The sequence below is a fragment of the Rhodococcus sp. 1163 genome (genome assembly GCF_002091985.1).
Lineage (GTDB): Bacteria > Actinomycetota > Actinomycetes > Mycobacteriales > Mycobacteriaceae > Rhodococcoides.
In genome coordinates, this window is the sequence record NZ_MKKX01000007.1 from 31,771 (window position 1) to 47,282 (window position 15,512).

The window sequence follows — 15,512 nt, forward strand, 5'->3', positions numbered from 1 at the left end:
CCAACTTCGCGGAACGGGTTACGGATTCGGCGATTTCACCAAACCCAATTCGGCGTCACCGGCCAACAACGGATGGTGCGGCAGCACTCGTACGGTGTAACCGACTGCCCCGCTGACCGGCAGAGCGGTGTCGGTCTCGAAGACCTCCCCGAGCGAGTCCGTTCCTGAATGCGTCATGACCACAGTTCGGGTGTCGATCAGATCCTCGTCGTCGGTAACCCGGCCGAGCACAGCCTGAACGACGACGTCCGACGGCGAAAGACCTCCGAGTCGGACGTACGCCCGCAAGGTGAGCTTCGCGCCGATGACCGGGGTGTCGGGCAGGCCTTCGCTGTCGACCTGGACGACCTCGACGGAATGCCACGCGTCCTCGACCCGTCGGCGATACGCTGCGACGTCCTTCGCGCCTGTGTACTCGTCGCGGTCGACTGTGCGCGCCGCGGTCGCGGCCGGTGCGTAGTAACCGAGCGTGTAGTCACGAACCATCCTCGACGCCAGCACCTTCGGCCCCAGATGCTCGAGGGTGTGGCGAACCATCTCGATCCAGCGAGTCGGCACACCGTCGGTGCGGTCGTAGAATTTGGGCAACACCGACTGCTCCAGCAACTCGTAGAGCGCCGAGGCTTCGAGGTCGTCGCGGCGGCTCTCGTCCGTCACGCCGTCGGCAGTCGGTATGGCCCAGCCGTTCTCGCCGTCGTACATCTCGTCCCACCATCCGTCGCGGATGGACAGGTTGAGACCACCGTTCAACGCGGACTTCATGCCTGAGGTTCCGCAGGCTTCGAGTGGGCGAAGGGGGTTGTTGAGCCAGACGTCGCAGCCCCAGTAGAGGTATCGAGCCATCGACATGTCGTAGTCCGGTAGGAACACGATGCGATGGCGAACATCTGCGGCATCGGCGAACCGAACTATCTGCTGGATGAGAGCCTTGCCACCGTCGTCCGCAGGATGGGACTTTCCGGCAACGACCAATTGCACTGGACGGTCCGGGTCGAGGAGAAGCCTCTTCAGTCGTTCCGGTTCGCGCAGCATCAACGTCAGACGCTTGTACGTCGGCACTCGTCTCGCGAATCCGACCGTCAGTACGTTCGGATCGAAAACCCCTGAGGTCCAACCAAGTTCAGCCTCGGTCGAGCCTCGCTCCACACACGATCGATGCACCCGACGGCGAACTTCGTCGACGAGTTGACCCCGAAGATCGTTTCGCGTCGACCACAGCTTTTCGGACGGGACGTTCTGCAACTGTTCCCAGCCGCGTGCTTCCTCCAGCGCATCGGCACCGACGGTGTCGTTCGCCAGTTCCATCCACTCGCGCGCGGCCCAGGTAGGCGCGTGAACACCATTGGTGACCGAACCGATCGGTACCTCCGATACGTCGAATCCACGCCACAGATCGTTGAACATGCCCCGGCTGACGATCCCGTGCAGCTTCGAGACACCGTTGGCACGTTGGCCCAGACGAAGGCCCATATGCGCCATGTTGAACACCGACCGGTCGGGCTCACCGCCCAGCGCCAGAATGCGGTCCATCGGCAAACCTGGCAGCAAGGCCGAGTCGGCGGAGGCGTCGCTGCCGAAGTAGTGCCGGACCAGATCGGCCGGAAACCGGTCGATGCCCGCGGGCACCGGCGTGTGGGTGGTGAACACGGTTCCCGCTCGCACCGATGCGAGGGCGGAGTCGAAGTCCAATCCCTTGCCGGTGACGAGTTCGCGGATGCGTTCGGCACCGAGGAACCCTGCGTGCCCCTCGTTCATGTGGAACACCTCGGGGTCCGGCAAACCGTGCGCGTGCGTGTAAGCACGAATGGCACGTACCCCGCCGATTCCGGCCAGGATCTCCTGCTTGATGCGATGATCCTGGTCTCCGCCGTACAGGCGGTCGGTCACACCTCGAAGTTCCGGATCGTTGTCCGCGATATCGGAGTCCAACAACAGCAAGGGGACGCGTCCCACCTGCGCGATCCATACCCGGGCTCGCAGGACCCGCTCTCCCGGCATCGACACGTGAATGAGGACCGGCGCATTGGACGAGTCGGTGAGCAGACGCAGGGGCAGGCCCTGCGGATCGAGCGATGGGTAGCGCTCGGACTGCCATCCGTCGGCGGTCAGTGACTGCCGGAAGTATCCGGATCGGTAGAGAAGGCCGACTCCGATCAACGGCAGGCCCAAGTCGGACGCGGCTTTGAGATGGTCGCCCGCAAGGATGCCGAGTCCGCCCGAGTAGTTGGGCAGGACCTCGCTGACACCGAACTCCATCGAGAAGTAACCGATGCCGGTGGGCAGCGAAGAATCGGTGCGCTGCTTCTTCTGGAACCAGAGTGGACGAGTCAGGTAGTCCGACAGATCGCCGGACACTACCGCAAGGCGGTCGACGAAAGTCGGATCGTCTGCAAGTTCTTCCAGGCGCTTCGGCGCGACCGCTCCGAGCAGAGCGATGGGATCGCGATCGAGTTCGACCCAGAGCGCTGGGTCGATTTCCTCGAAGAGTTGTTGAGTAGGTGGGTGCCACGACCAGCGGAGGTTTGTCGAAAGCTCCGCTAGGGCATTCAGACGCTCGGGCAGGTGGGCTCGGACAGTGAACCGACGCAAGGCTTTCACGAAACGAACACTACCCACGTTGTCCGTGCATGGCCGGACTCACCGGTGCTACCGGTGGGGAACGACCGACGGACAGCCGAAAATCGCCGACGGAGGCCGCTGACACAGGCACAGCGCCGCTGTCTGCACTACGGTTGTTCACGAGAGCACGCCGACCATCAGTTACTCGGCCGTCGCACCCGATGCGACCGGCCGAACGGAGCGAAGAACGGAGTGTGAAGTGACAGGTCGACTCGGTATCGACAATGTCCTTCCAGACACGAGCACCGGAAAATACCCCGCGAAAGCGGTGGTAGGCGAAGCATTTCCGGTTTCGGCGGATGTGTGGCGAGAGGGTCACGACGCGGTTGCCGCAACGCTCGCAGTTCGTGGCCCCGGAGTTCGGACCCCACTGCGTATCACCATGACCCCGGGTAGCGAACCCGATACGTTCGACGCACTCTTCACTCCGAGCACCCCCGGTTACTGGATCTGCCGAATCGAGGCGTGGAGCGATCCCGTCTCGACGTGGAAGCATGCACTCGAAGCCAAACTGGGCGTGGGTCAGAGCGCCACCGAGCTGGCCAACGACTTGGAAATCGGTGCACGTGTATTCGAGCGCGCCGCCAAGGGTGTGCCCAGCGAGGAACGAGCGCTTCTCGTCGACGTCGTCACTGCGCTGCGCGACACCGCCCGTCAGCTTCCGGCTCGCGTCGCGTCGGCGTTCACACCGGCAGTGGCAGATCTTCTGCACGAGTACCCGCTGCGCGAGCTGGTGACGCGTTCCCCCGCCATCAATGTTTGGGTGGATCGCAACCGCGCGCTCAACGGCGCCTGGTACGAGTTCTTTCCCCGGTCGACAGGTGGATGGAACGAAGATGGCACACCCCGTCATGGCACGTTCGCCACATCCATCGAACAACTCCCCCGCATTGCCGGCATGGGATTCGATATCGTCTACCTTCCACCGATCCACCCGATCGGTGAGATCAATCGGAAGGGACCGAACAACACGCTGACCCCGGCGCCACACGACGTCGGTTCACCGTGGGCCATCGGTTCCAAAGACGGCGGACACGACGCAATCCATCCCGAGCTCGGGACCGAAGACGACTTTCGGGCGTTCGTCGAAGCTGCCAATGCACTCGATCTCGAGGTCGCACTCGATTTGGCGCTTCAGGCAGCCCCGGACCACCCGTGGGCAGCGACCCATCCGGAGTGGTTCACGGTCCTTCCCGACGGCACGATCGCCTACGCCGAAAATCCCCCCAAGAAGTACCAGGACATTTATCCGGTCAACTTCGACAACGATCGCCGCGGCATCTACAACGAGGTTCTGCGCGTCACTCGACATTGGATTGCGCTGGGAGTCAAGATCTTCCGAGTGGACAACCCACATACCAAGCCACCAGATTTCTGGGAATGGCTCATCGCCGAGATCAAGAAGTCTCATCCGGAGGTGCTGTTCCTCGCCGAGGCTTTCACCAGGCCTGCGCGGATGTACGGGTTGGCCAAGCGTGGCTTCACTCAGTCCTACACGTACTTCACGTGGCGGGTTGCCAAGTGGGAGCTCACCGAGTTCGCCGAGGAGCATGCCCGACGCGCAGACGATGCGCGGCCGAATCTGTTCGTCAACACCCCGGACATCCTTCACGAAAGCCTCCAGACCGGTGGGCCCGGAATGTTCGCGCTTCGTGCTGCGCTGGCGGCAACCCTGTCGCCCACATGGGGGGTGTACTCGGGTTACGAATTGTTCGAGCACCAAGCCGTACGTCCGGGCAGCGAGGAGTATCTCGATTCGGAGAAGTACCAACTCCGTCCCCGAGACTTCGAAGGCGCACTGGCCCGAGGCGAATCATTGGAGCCGTGGTTGGCGACGCTGAATTCGATCCGGCGGGCGCACCCGGCTCTACAACAGCTGCGCAACATCCATTTTCACCATGTCGACAACGACGCGCTGATCGCCTACTCGAAGTTCGATCCGGTCACCGGCGACTCGGTTCTCGTGGTGATCAACCTCGATCCGTTCGGACCGGAAGAAGGCACCATCTGGTTGGACATGCCTGAGCTCGGACACGACTGGCATGACAGCCTCACCGTCACCGACGAAGTCAGTGGCCAGCAATTCAATTGGGGACAGACCAATTTCGTCAGATTGGAACCGTGGAAGTCAGTGGCGCACATCTTGGCGCTACCGCCGATTCCGTATCCGGCACGGCTCGAACTGGCATACCGCGGCAACCGGAAGTGAGTGGGAAAATCGTGACCGACAACCCGACGACAACCGATATTGCCTCACCGAGCAGCAATGATCTCGATTTGCTCGCCCAAGGCAGACATTACGATCCGCACTCGGTGCTCGGCGCACACCCAGTGCCCGGCGGAACGGCCATTCGCGCCCTCAAGCCGAACGCGGAGTCGGTTGTCGCGCGCATCGGCGGCGTCGACCATCCGTTGACTCATGTTGCGCACGGCGTGTTCAGCGTCGTCGTACCGTTCACCGATTCGATGGACTACCGACTAGTCGTCACCTGGCCCGGCGGATACACCGCCGAGTCCGCCGACGGTTACCGGTTCCTCCCCACGCTGGGAGAACTGGACCTGCACCTGTTCGGCGAGGGTAGGCACGAGCGGCTGTGGGACATCCTCGGTGCCCACGAGCAGAACTACACCACCCCGGACGGCGACGTCAGCGGCACCTCGTTCGCAGTGTGGGCGCCGGCTGCCGCGGGCGTGACCGTAGTCGGAAGTTTCGACGGGTGGTCGGGTCAGAGTTGGCCTATGCGTGCGCTCGGATCCACCGGTGTCTGGGAGCTGTTCGTTCCCGATGTCGGACCTGGAACCATCTACAAGTATCGCGTTCACGGGTCCGATGGCGTTGTGCGTGACAAGGCGGATCCGATGGCATTCGCTACCGAGATTCCACCTGCCACCGGATCGATCGTCGCCGGCTCCACGTTCGAGTGGTCCGACGACGACTGGCTTGCAGCACGCGCGGAGATCGAGCCGACTCAGGCACCGATGAGCGTCTACGAAGTGCACTTGGCCTCCTGGCGCCCCGGCCTGGACTACCGCCAATTGGCTGTGCAACTGGCCGAGTACATGCTCGAAACCGGATTCACCCACGTCGAATTGTTGCCGGTCGCCGAGCACCCGTTCGGTGGGTCGTGGGGCTACCAGGTGACGTCCTACTACGCCCCGACCTCACGGTTCGGCAGCCCCGACGATTTCCGCTTCTTCGTCGATCACCTGCACGAGGCAGGGATCGGCGTCCTCGTCGATTGGGTGCCCGCTCACTTCCCGAAGGACGAGTGGGCATTGGCCCGTTTCGACGGCGGCCCGCTCTACGAGCACGGGGATCCTCAACGCGGCGAGCAACTCGACTGGGGCACGCTGGTCTTCGACTTCGGTCGTCGCGAGGTACGGAACTTCCTGGTCGCCAACGCGCTGTACTGGCTCGACGAGTTCCACATCGACGGATTACGCGTCGACGCCGTCGCATCCATGATCTACCTCGACTACTCCCGTCCCGAGGGTGGTTGGACGCCGAACATCTACGGCGGCCGCGAGAACCTCGAAGCGGTGTCGTTTCTGCAGGAAATGAACGCGACAGTGCACAAGAAGCACCGGGGCGTCGTCACCGTCGCCGAAGAGTCCACTGCGTGGCCCGGCGTCACCCGTCCGACCAGTGTCGGTGGCCTCGGCTTCAACATGAAGTGGAACATGGGCTGGATGCACGACACGCTCGACTTCCTCGGGCGCGATCCGATTCACCGCAGCTTTCACCATCACGAGATCACGTTCTCGTTGGTGTACGCGTGGAGTGAGAATTACCTCTTGCCGATCAGTCACGACGAAGTCGTCCACGGCAAAGGCACGTTGTGGTCACGCATGCCCGGGGACAACTTCACCAAAGCTGCTGGGATGCGCGGTCTGCTTGCGTACATGTGGGCACACCCCGGCAAGCAGTTGCTCTTCATGGGTCAGGAGTTCGGTCAGACCCGTGAGTGGTCCGAGGAGCGCGGGCTCGACTGGTACCAACTCGACGACCATAACGACGACGGTCTGCACCGCGGGGTACTGAACTTGGTCAGTGACCTCAACTCCGTCTACCGGGCGAACTCTGCTCTCTGGACTCTGGACACGTCCCCCAGCGGGTATTCGTGGATCGATGCCAACGACACCGAGAACAACGTGCTCAGCTTCTTGCGCTACGGCGCGGACGGATCTGTTGTCGCGTGTATCTTCAACTTCTCGGGAGTCGTACATGGCGACTATCGTGTCGGACTACCGGAGCCTGGTCGCTGGATCGAGATCCTCAATACGGACGCAGAATCCTACGGCGGTTCGGGGGTCGGCAATCTCGGAGAAGTAACCGCAACATCGCACTCGTGGCACGGTCGACCGTCTTCCGCACAGGTGGCGCTTCCCGCCCACGGCGCGATTTGGATAAAACTGGAGCGTTGAATGAGTGGCGGTCGTACCCGACACACACTGTGGATGACCGCCGTGATCACCATGATGGTAGTGAGTGGATGTGGTTCCTCGGTCGAAGGCCGGGCAGTGTCGATCTACGACAACCCTTTCACCGTGGCTGGGTTACCGGTCACGGATGGGCCGAGCGGGCCGCGTCCGGGAGCACCGCACTCGACGCTCGAGGTGCGCAATGCCGAGGGCACGGATTCCGACATTCTCGCCACTGACGCCATAGACGACATCCAGCGGTATTGGGCACAGACCTACCCGGAACTGTTCAAGGGCACCTTCGCCCCTGTGTCGGCACTCATCTCCTGGGACGCAGGCGAAGACGAGGACGAAGGCATCAGGTTCTGCGGGGACAGGACCGGCGGAATTCCCAACGCTGCGTACTGCTCTCGCGACGACACCATCGGCTGGGATCGAACGATTCTGCTGCCCGCATTGATCGACGCCTTCGGTCCGATGTCGGTCGTCATGGTCATCGCACACGAATACGGCCATGCCGTGCAGTATCAGTCCGGTCTGATCGGCGAGGAAACCCCGACGATCGTTGCCGAGCAGCAGGCCGACTGCTTCGCCGGTGCCTTCGTTCGGCATGTCGCCGAAGGGGATTCGACACATTTCACCATCAACACCTCCGACGGCCTCAACGGCGTACTCGCCGCAACCGTCGCAGTCCGCGACGTCGATCCCAACGATCCGGATTCGGTCCACGGCACCGCCTTCGAACGTGTCACCGCAGTACAGATCGGATTCACCGACGGAGCGGCGGCCTGTACCGAGATCGACGAAGCCGAGATCGAATCGCGCCGAGCGGATCTCCCCCAGCAGTTCAGCAACGCCGCCGACGACGGCGAGCTTCCGGTCACCGTGGAGACGCTGGAGGCATTCGTCAGGTCGTTCGAAAGCCTGCTGACACTGCAGAACCCACCCACCGTCACCTATGCCGGGTCGGACACCGATTGTCCGGACGGCACCTCGACCGAGCCGGTGTCGTACTGCGCCTCGACCAACACCATCGGCGTGGACGTCGACGCCCTCGCCGAGCTCGGCACCGCCGAACGTCCACGGCGCGGAGACGTCATTCCCCTCAACGTATCCGGCGACTACAGCGCGTATGTGCTGTTCGCTTCGCGATACACGCTTGCCGTCCAGAACGAGGCAGGCCAACCGCTCGACAACCCACAGACTGCGTTGCGATCGGCCTGCCTGGCCGGTGTCATCACCGCAGGCTTGAGCGCCGAGAACCGAACCAGCACTTCGGAGTTGGAAGTGTGGCTCTCCCCTGGCGACCTCGACGAGGCCGTGTCGGGCCTACTGAGCGACGGATTGACTGCCAGCGATATCGACGGAGTGACCCTTCCCAGCGGATTCTCTCGCGTCGACGCATTCCGGTCGGGTGTGCTGGGCGGACGCGAGCAGTGCAACACCCGCTACCGCTGACCAGCACATAGCCGAAAATCAATACAGCGCAGAAGCCAGCTTTCGACGGGCAGCCACCACGATCGGGTCCGCAGCATCGAACAACTCGAAGAGTTCGAGTAAGCGCGTCCGCAGTTGCGTGCGCTCGTCACCTGCGGTCTTCTTGATGCCGGCGATGAGCCGTGCGAACGCAGCTTCGGGTTTCTGCTGAGACAGCTCGACGTCAGCAGCTTCGATCTGAGCCGTCACGTCGGACGGCGCCGAATCTGCGCGTTCCACGGCGTCGACATCGACGTGTTGGACTCGTGCGAGAAAGCGCACCTGCCGAAGCGCAGCAAGCGCCTCCGTGTTCGACGGCTCGGCGTCGATGATCGCCTGATATGCAGCTTCGGCAGCGACGAAGTCCCCCTCGTCTATTGCCTCCTCGGCAGCGACGAAACGCGGATCCTCCGGCTCGGGTTCATCCTCGCCCGCGTCGCCGCGCGCGTTGGGCGGGCCGGTGAGTTTGCCCGCCGTCGCCTGCTCGACAGCCTCGAGCCATTTGCGCAGCTGTTCATCGGGCTGCGAGCCCTCGAAATCAGCAAGGGGCTGTCCAGCTGCTACCGCGATGACCGTCGGAATGGCCTTGACGCCGAAGGCTTGCGCAATCTGAGGGTTGCTGTCGACATCCACCCGCGCATGCACCCAAGCACCGCCCGCCTCGAGCGCCAGCTGGCCCAGTTGCCGAGTCAGCGCAGCAGATTGTGGCGACCGAGCCGATCCGAGATCTACGATCACCGGGACCTGCGAGGACCGCTGCAGGACCTCCGCCTCGAAGTTGGCAGTCGTCACATCGACGATGGGAGCCAATCCTGCTGAAGAGTCGTCGCTTCCAGCGGCAGGCGGCGGCGCCGGACGATCCTTCAGAGCGGAGAGGTCGACGGCCCCTGCGATGGATGCCGGGACGGCAGTTGGCGGACGGGCTGAAGAGTGAGAACCGGGACGAGTCACGCCCTACAGTTTGTCACTAACGGTGAAGACTCACTACTGCTGGTACTCGCGAGAACTACGAGGGCGTGCCTGCGCCCCTGGCGAGAGCAGGTTCGGAGGAACTCAGCTCGGCGAGACGGCCTGTTCGCGTGGCCCAGATCTCGAAGACGACGGTACCGAACGGCGGAATGCTGGCAAGAAGGGCGAGCACGCTGGTCTTGATATCCCAGCGGAGTTTGACTGCTGTCAGGATCGAGATCAGGACGTAGATCACGAACACCGCGCCGTGTATCGGTCCGAAAATTTTGACACCGATCTCGTTGCCGTCTGCAGGCAGCCATTTGAAGGCCATTCCAACCAAGAGTCCCAGCCAGGTAAACGCCTCGAGTACTGCGAAAAATCGGAATCGCTTGGCCGTGGTGCTCAGATCGAAGAAGGTCAGCATGCGCCCCATTGTGCCCGATCGACTACGACAGAGCGTAGTGGGTCTGGTCTCACTTCGACGCCCGAGCAGAAGCAGCGAGCGCGAAATGAGACCAGACCGAACGTCAGGACTTCGGTACTCGAACGATCAGCGCATCGCCCTGTCCGCCGCCACCGCACAATGCTGCCGCGCCGATTCCTCCGCCACGTCGTCCGAGCTCGAGGGCGAGATGCAGCGCGATACGTGCACCGGACATTCCCAGGGGGTGACCGATAGCGATTGCCCCACCGTTGACGTTGACCTTGGCCTCGTCGATGCCGAGTTCACGGGTGGAGGCGATACCTACTGCAGCGAAAGCCTCGTTGATCTCGATCAGATCGAGATCCTTAGGATCGATCCCTTCCTTGGCGCACGCCTTGGCGATAGCCCGAGCGGGCTGGCTCTGCAGCGAGGAATCCGGGCCTGCGACGACACCGTGCGCACCGATCTCGGCAATCCACGTCAGCCCGAGACTCTCTGCCTTGTCGCGGCTCATGACGATCACAGCTGCAGCACCGTCGTTGATGGTCGACGCATTGCCCGCGGTGATCGTGCCGGTCTTGCTGAACGCTGGCCGAAGCTTGGCGAGGGTATCGGTGGTCGTATCGGCGCGGATGCCTTCGTCCTGGGACACCACGATCGGGTCGCCCTTGCGCTGCGGGATGCTGACCGGAACGACCTCGTCGTCGAAGATCCCGTTCTTCCATGCCGCAGCCGCGCGCTGATGAGACGTGGCCGCGAACGCGTCCTGTTCCTCACGAGTGCTGGCAGTGGGGCCTTCGTTGCGTGATTCGGTGAGTCCACCCATCGCCTGATCGGTGAAGACGTCGTACAGGCCGTCGTAGGCCAGATGATCGCGCATCGTCACGTCGCCGTACTTGTAGCCCGCGCGAGACTTTTCGAGCATGTGCGGCGCCTGGGTCATCGACTCCTGACCGCCGGCAACGACGACCTCGAACTCGCCTGCCCGGATCAGCTGATCAGCGAGGGCGATCGCGTCGACCCCGGAAAGGCACACCTTGTTGATGGTCAGTGCAGGCACGTCCATCGGAATACCGGCGGCAGCAGCGGCCTGGCGAGCAGGGATCTGACCTGCACCTGCGGTGAGAACCTGGCCCATGATGACGTACTCGACGAGTTCCGGGGCGACACCGGCCTTCTCGAGCGCACCCTTGATCGCGATACCGCCGAGGTCCGAACCGGACATATCCTTCAACGCCCCGGACAGCTTGCCTACCGGTGTGCGAGCCCCGGCGATGATGACAGAAGTGGTCACAATGTTCCTCCAACCAATTGCACGAAAAGTGAGTCGTCGATCTCTACAACAGCCCCAGTGAGCGATTCGATCCAGCTGACGCTAACGTCGACTGCATGACCTCCACCACGCAGTCTCCCACGGGTGCCCCACTCCGATCCGACCTGGTGACGGCTATCGACCACGTCGGCGTCGCTGTGCCGGACCTCGACGTCGCCATTGCCTGGTACACCGAACATCTCGGAATGGTGGCAACACACGAAGAAGTCAACGAGGAGCAGGGCGTCCGCGAAGCCATGCTGTCCTTTCCCGGTGCCACTTCGGCGTCGGCCGCACTTCAGTTGCTCGCACCGCTGAACGAGGAGTCGACCATCGCCAAGTTCATCGGCCGTAGCGGACCCGGCCTGCAGCAACTGGCATACCGGGTCAGCAGCATCGAGGAAATCTCTGACGAACTACGCAGTCGTGGAGTTCGGCTGCTCTACGACGCACCTCGTCGCGGCACCGCAGATTCACGGATCAATTTCATTCACCCCAAAGATGCCGGTGGCGTACTCATCGAATTGGTGGAACCATCCGAGATATCAGTTCATTGACCCACCGTATGGCCCTGAAAACCTGGCAAAGGTAAGTTGACCGCCATGGCAAACGAGCAAGATCGCACCGGGGTGCAACTTCCTTTCTCTCTCGTACGAAAAGGATTCGATCGCGACGAAGTCACCAACTACTTCGAACGGTTCGACGCCGAGCTTCGGCTGACTACCGCGGATCGCGATGCCGCTGCAGCCCAAGCCCGCGACCTGGCCAAACAACTCGATGATGCTCGTGACGAGATCGACGAACTGCGCAAGGACATCGACCGACTGTCGGTGCCTCCTACCACTGCAGAGGGAATGAGTGACCGGATCTCGCGGATGCTCAGACTCGCATCCGACGAGGCCTCCGAAGTTCGGGCCAAGGCGCACGCCGAGTCCGAGGAGATGGTCTCGGTCGCCGAGCAAGAAAGCGCGCGTCTGCGCGGCCGTCACGAATCACTCGTCGCGGAGTTGGAGGAGCGTCGTTCTGCGCTGGAAACCGAGCACGAGCAGACGATGGCTCAGGCGCGTACCGAGGCAGCACGCGTGGTGGAGGCAGCGCAGTCCGAGCGCGATCAGCTCGCCGCCGAGTCCGAGGCCAAGCGCGCCAAGGTTCAAGAGGATTTCGAGATCACGATGGCCGACCGCCGCACCAAGATCCTCGCGGCTCTCGAAGACCTGGAAGCATCGAGCAAGGCCGACGCTGCACACCGCATCGAAGAGGCCACGAAAGAATCGACCCGCCGACTGCAGGCCGCGACCGAACAGGCCGAACGACGGATCGCGCACTCGAAGGAACTGGCCGAGGAACTACGAGTACTGCGCAGCCGAGTGCTCGCTCAGCTGCTCGGTATTCGTGGCCAACTCGACTCCGTGCCCGCAATGCTGGCGTCGGTCAACCGCGAGAGCGAACTGCTCGACGCAGCCGAGCCCACCGCTTCCACGAAGGCCAAGGACGACGCGGTCGATCTCGGGAAGGAAAAGGCCTCCACGTCATCCTGAGTCGCCGGGCGCTGGCTACGACCAGCGCCTGGTCAGGCCCCTCGTGCCGCGGCCAGACCAACACCCTGTGTGCCAATGCCGTCGGTCCTCCGGGCCTCCCAGGTCGTCCGACGGCCACGCGACCACGTGCGCGACACCCGGCCGCACCTCGTGATCACAGCCTGGACAGCGATACGTCTTCGTGGCTCTGTTTCCGGGCACCGTCCGAAAAGTGAATTCCTCATCGGACCATCCCGCCGGTCCGCCCTCTACCCGGGCGCCGCCGAGAAGCGAATCCGGAGATCCTGCTGCTTTCTTGCGGACCGCTTTGCGGTCGTGGTTCCGTCGAGGCACAGTACGAGTGTAAGAGAAACGTTCGAGCGACTGCGACGGCACACGAATCAGAACAGGCGGAACTCGGTGCTTTCGGTCCCTCGCAGCACGTCGTAGTCGAGCGTCACGCATCGGATTCCGCGGTCGACGGCCAGTGTTTTGGCTTGTGGCTTGATCACTTGTGCCGCGAACACTCCACTGACCGGCGATAGCACCGGATCCCGATTCAGCAGTTCGAGATAGCGTGTCAACTGCTCGACCCCGTCGATTTCGCCACGCCGCTTGATCTCCACGGCCACCGTTCCTCCGTCGGCATTGCGGCAAAGAAGATCCACCGGCCCAATGGCCGTCATGTATTCGCGACGCACAAGCGTGTAACCGGTACCGAGTGTCTCGACATGCTCGGCGAGCAACTCCTGAAGGTGGGACTCGACCCCGTCCTTCACCAAGCCGGGATCGATACCAAGCTCATGACTCGAGTCGAGCTCGACATCGTCGATCGTGATTCGAAGTTCCTCGCCGGCCTTGTTCGTCACGACCCACTTGATCGTCTCGCACTCGGTCGTCTCGGCCATCCAACACGGCGGGCTCATCCAGTTCAACGGCTTGTACGCGCGATCGTCCGCATGCACACTCACCGAGCCGTCGGACTTCACCAGAAGAAGCCGACGTGCAGGGGGAAGATGGGCAGTGAGGCGGCCGACATAGTCCACTTGGCAACGAGCAATTACGAGACGCACTCGCCCACCCTAAGCCAGAGCGCCCGCTAGTCTATGACCACCATGCCGCAACCGAGACGATCCGTCGCGCCTCTCGGATCCCGCCTACTCGGCGACATATCCGAATCACCCCGTCGCCGTCGTATACGTGTGCAACTGCTGCTGACTACGTTCCTGCTCGGGGCAAATCTGATCGGCGCCGTCATCGTCGTCACTTTGGTCAGTGTCGTCGTTCCCGGGCCGGATGTTCTCGTCGAGAAATATTGGTGGGTCAACTTCATAGTCGTTCCGGTATACGTCTTACTGTCCTTCGTCGTCGGGGTGCTATGGGGGACGACGAGAGCACTCCGAGCACTCCGGTGGGCAGTCGAGGACCGTCCGCCGACACGCCGAGAACAGGTCAACACGTTGTCGATGCCTTGGCAGTTGACCCGAGTGCAGATCCTTCTGTGGACCGTCGGCCTGATTCTGATCACCACAATCGACGGCATCATCGATCCTCAATCGATTCCCAAGGTGGCATTCACTATCGGTGCAGGCGGAACAGTTGTCTGCGCTTTCAGCTATCTGTTGAGCGAATTCGCGTTGCGCCCCGCTGCCGCCCGCGCACTCGAGGCAGGCGATCCACGGCGGATTCGGATCGCCGGAGTGATGGGCCGATCGATCCTCTCCTGGATCCTCGGAACCGGAGTGCCAGTAGCGGGTCTGATGATCATCGCGATCTTCAGTTTCATCCGGCCGTACTACACCGCATCGGGTCAATTGGCAGTCGCGATTCTGGCGCTGGGCGGAATCACGCTCATCTTCGGGTTCTTTCTGACACTTCTCGGAGGATTTGCCACGACCGCACCCATCAGCAACGTCAGATCCGGGATGGCAGAAGTCGAACGCGGAAACCTCGACGTCCATCTGGCTGTATACGACGGAACCGAATTGGGTGAGCTACAAAGCGGCTTCAACAGAATGGCAGACGGAATCCGCGAGCGTGAGAAGATCCGCGACCTCTTCGGCCGCCACGTCGGACAGGAAGTCGCAGAGGCTGCTCTCAGCAAGACCTCGGAACTGGGCGGCGAAGAACGCGACATCGCGGTGTTCTTCATCGACCTGGTCGGTTCGACGGAGCTTGCCGCATCCAGTCCCCCGAAAGAGGTCGTCGACCTTCTCAACCGCTTCTTCGCGGTCGTCGTCGACGAGGTCGACGACCACGGTGGCTTCATCAACAAATTCGAGGGCGACGCCGCCCTCGCGATCTTCGGTGCGCCCGGCGAAATGTCAGACCATTGCGGTTCCGCACTAGCGGCGGCCCGAAAAATCAGTACCCGATTGCTCGACGAAGTCCCCGAATGCAGTGCAGCAGTGGGCGTTGCATCCGGCCGAGCCGTGGCCGGCAACGTGGGAGCGAAGTCGCGCTTCGAATACACCGTCATCGGTGACCCGGTCAACGAAGCTGCCAGATTGTCCGAACTCGCCAAGAACGCTCCTGGTGCCATCCTCGCATCGAAGGCAACGGTCGACAACGCCACGCAGGCAGAAGCGTCGCTCTGGGACCTCGGCGACAGCGTCACATTGCGCGGACGATCAGTTCACACCGTCCTCGCCAGCCCGAAGCAGCCGGCCGAGTCGGATCGGGGCTCGTAAGGAGGTGTGAGGGTGAGTGTTGCTGCGCCACCCCCCTGATTGCTTCAATGGTCCATTCATACGATCAGATAGCGTCGGTGCGCCATCGAAGCAGTGCCGTC

Annotated in this window: 12 protein-coding genes; 6 read left to right on the forward strand and 6 right to left on the reverse strand. The window is 62.5% G+C overall.

Translation table 11 applies throughout. The features are described 5' to 3' along the window. Positions 1–18: 18 nt before the first annotated feature. On the reverse strand, positions 19–2,598 hold the full coding sequence (glgP, locus tag BJD99_RS01700; RefSeq protein WP_084345082.1) for an alpha-glucan family phosphorylase: 2,580 nt from the start codon (positions 2,596–2,598) through the stop codon (positions 19–21). Positions 2,599–2,818: 220 nt separating this feature from the next. Here glgP and BJD99_RS01705 point away from each other — a divergent pair, with 220 nt between their 5' ends. The 3 genes from BJD99_RS01705 to BJD99_RS01715 are packed head-to-tail and all read left to right on the forward strand — an operon-like array spanning position 2,819 to position 8,499. Beyond that, positions 2,819–4,828 carry a maltotransferase domain-containing protein gene (locus tag BJD99_RS01705; RefSeq protein WP_084345083.1) on the forward strand — a complete coding sequence of 670 codons (2,010 nt, stop codon included), beginning with the start codon at positions 2,819–2,821 and terminating at the stop codon, positions 4,826–4,828. A gap of 11 nt (positions 4,829–4,839) precedes the next feature. Then, positions 4,840–7,044 carry a 1,4-alpha-glucan branching protein GlgB gene (glgB, locus tag BJD99_RS01710; protein ID WP_084345095.1) on the forward strand — a complete coding sequence of 735 codons (2,205 nt, stop codon included), beginning with the start codon at positions 4,840–4,842 and terminating at the stop codon, positions 7,042–7,044. After that, positions 7,045–8,499, forward strand: coding sequence for a metallopeptidase (locus BJD99_RS01715; protein WP_084345084.1), 1,455 nt, complete (start codon positions 7,045–7,047; stop codon positions 8,497–8,499). It abuts the gene before it with no gap. An 18-nt stretch (positions 8,500–8,517) separates the two neighbouring features. Here the strand turns inward: BJD99_RS01715 and BJD99_RS01720 are convergent, their stop codons facing one another. The 3 genes from BJD99_RS01720 to BJD99_RS01730 form a co-directional block, all read right to left on the reverse strand. Further along, a complete protein-coding gene (locus BJD99_RS01720; RefSeq protein WP_084345096.1) occupies positions 8,518–9,411 on the reverse strand; it encodes a tetratricopeptide repeat protein in 894 nt (297 codons plus the stop codon). Between the two features lie 112 nt (positions 9,412–9,523). After that, the gene (locus BJD99_RS01725) at positions 9,524–9,892 is read right to left on the reverse strand and encodes a DUF3817 domain-containing protein (protein ID WP_084345085.1); all 369 of its coding nucleotides are present in this window, start codon (positions 9,890–9,892) and stop codon (positions 9,524–9,526) included. A 103-nt stretch (positions 9,893–9,995) separates the two neighbouring features. After that, on the reverse strand, positions 9,996–11,186 hold the full coding sequence (locus BJD99_RS01730; RefSeq protein WP_084345086.1) for an acetyl-CoA C-acetyltransferase: 1,191 nt from the start codon (positions 11,184–11,186) through the stop codon (positions 9,996–9,998). A gap of 95 nt (positions 11,187–11,281) precedes the next feature. Here BJD99_RS01730 and mce point away from each other — a divergent pair, with 95 nt between their 5' ends. Next, entirely contained in the window at positions 11,282–11,761 is a 480-nt protein-coding gene (gene mce / locus BJD99_RS01735; RefSeq protein ID WP_084345087.1) for a methylmalonyl-CoA epimerase, read from the forward strand. A 45-nt stretch (positions 11,762–11,806) separates the two neighbouring features. Further along, positions 11,807–12,742: a hypothetical protein gene (locus tag BJD99_RS01740; RefSeq protein WP_084345088.1), complete on the forward strand. Its 936-nt coding sequence runs from the start codon at positions 11,807–11,809 to the stop codon at positions 12,740–12,742. Positions 12,743–12,757: 15 nt separating this feature from the next. Here BJD99_RS01740 and BJD99_RS21135 read toward each other — a convergent pair whose 3' ends face one another. Together BJD99_RS21135 and nucS are read right to left on the reverse strand one after the other, a co-directional pair. Next, positions 12,758–13,075, reverse strand: coding sequence for an ATP/GTP-binding protein (locus tag BJD99_RS21135; RefSeq protein ID WP_084345097.1), 318 nt, complete (start codon positions 13,073–13,075; stop codon positions 12,758–12,760). A gap of 47 nt (positions 13,076–13,122) precedes the next feature. Then, positions 13,123–13,794 carry an endonuclease NucS gene (nucS, locus tag BJD99_RS01750; RefSeq protein ID WP_084345089.1) on the reverse strand — a complete coding sequence of 224 codons (672 nt, stop codon included), beginning with the start codon at positions 13,792–13,794 and terminating at the stop codon, positions 13,123–13,125. Positions 13,795–13,836: 42 nt separating this feature from the next. On the opposite strand from nucS, the gene BJD99_RS01755 reads away from it, so the two are divergent. Beyond that, entirely contained in the window at positions 13,837–15,411 is a 1,575-nt protein-coding gene (locus BJD99_RS01755; RefSeq protein WP_084345098.1) for an adenylate/guanylate cyclase domain-containing protein, read from the forward strand. The last annotated feature ends 101 nt before the right edge of the window (positions 15,412–15,512 follow it).

Bases quoted from the DNA above. Each gene is read 5' to 3' on its own strand.
- BJD99_RS01715 (WP_084345084.1), top strand. From the start codon at position 7,045: ATGAGTGGCGGTCGTACCCGACACACACTGTGGATGACCGCCGTGATC.
- BJD99_RS01740 (WP_084345088.1), top strand. From the start codon at position 11,807: ATGGCAAACGAGCAAGATCGCACCGGGGTGCAACTTCCTTTCTCTCTC.
- BJD99_RS01725 (WP_084345085.1), bottom strand. From the start codon at position 9,892: ATGCTGACCTTCTTCGATCTGAGCACCACGGCCAAGCGATTCCGATTT.
- mce (WP_084345087.1), top strand. From the start codon at position 11,282: ATGACCTCCACCACGCAGTCTCCCACGGGTGCCCCACTCCGATCCGAC.
- BJD99_RS01755 (WP_084345098.1), top strand. From the start codon at position 13,837: ATGCCGCAACCGAGACGATCCGTCGCGCCTCTCGGATCCCGCCTACTC.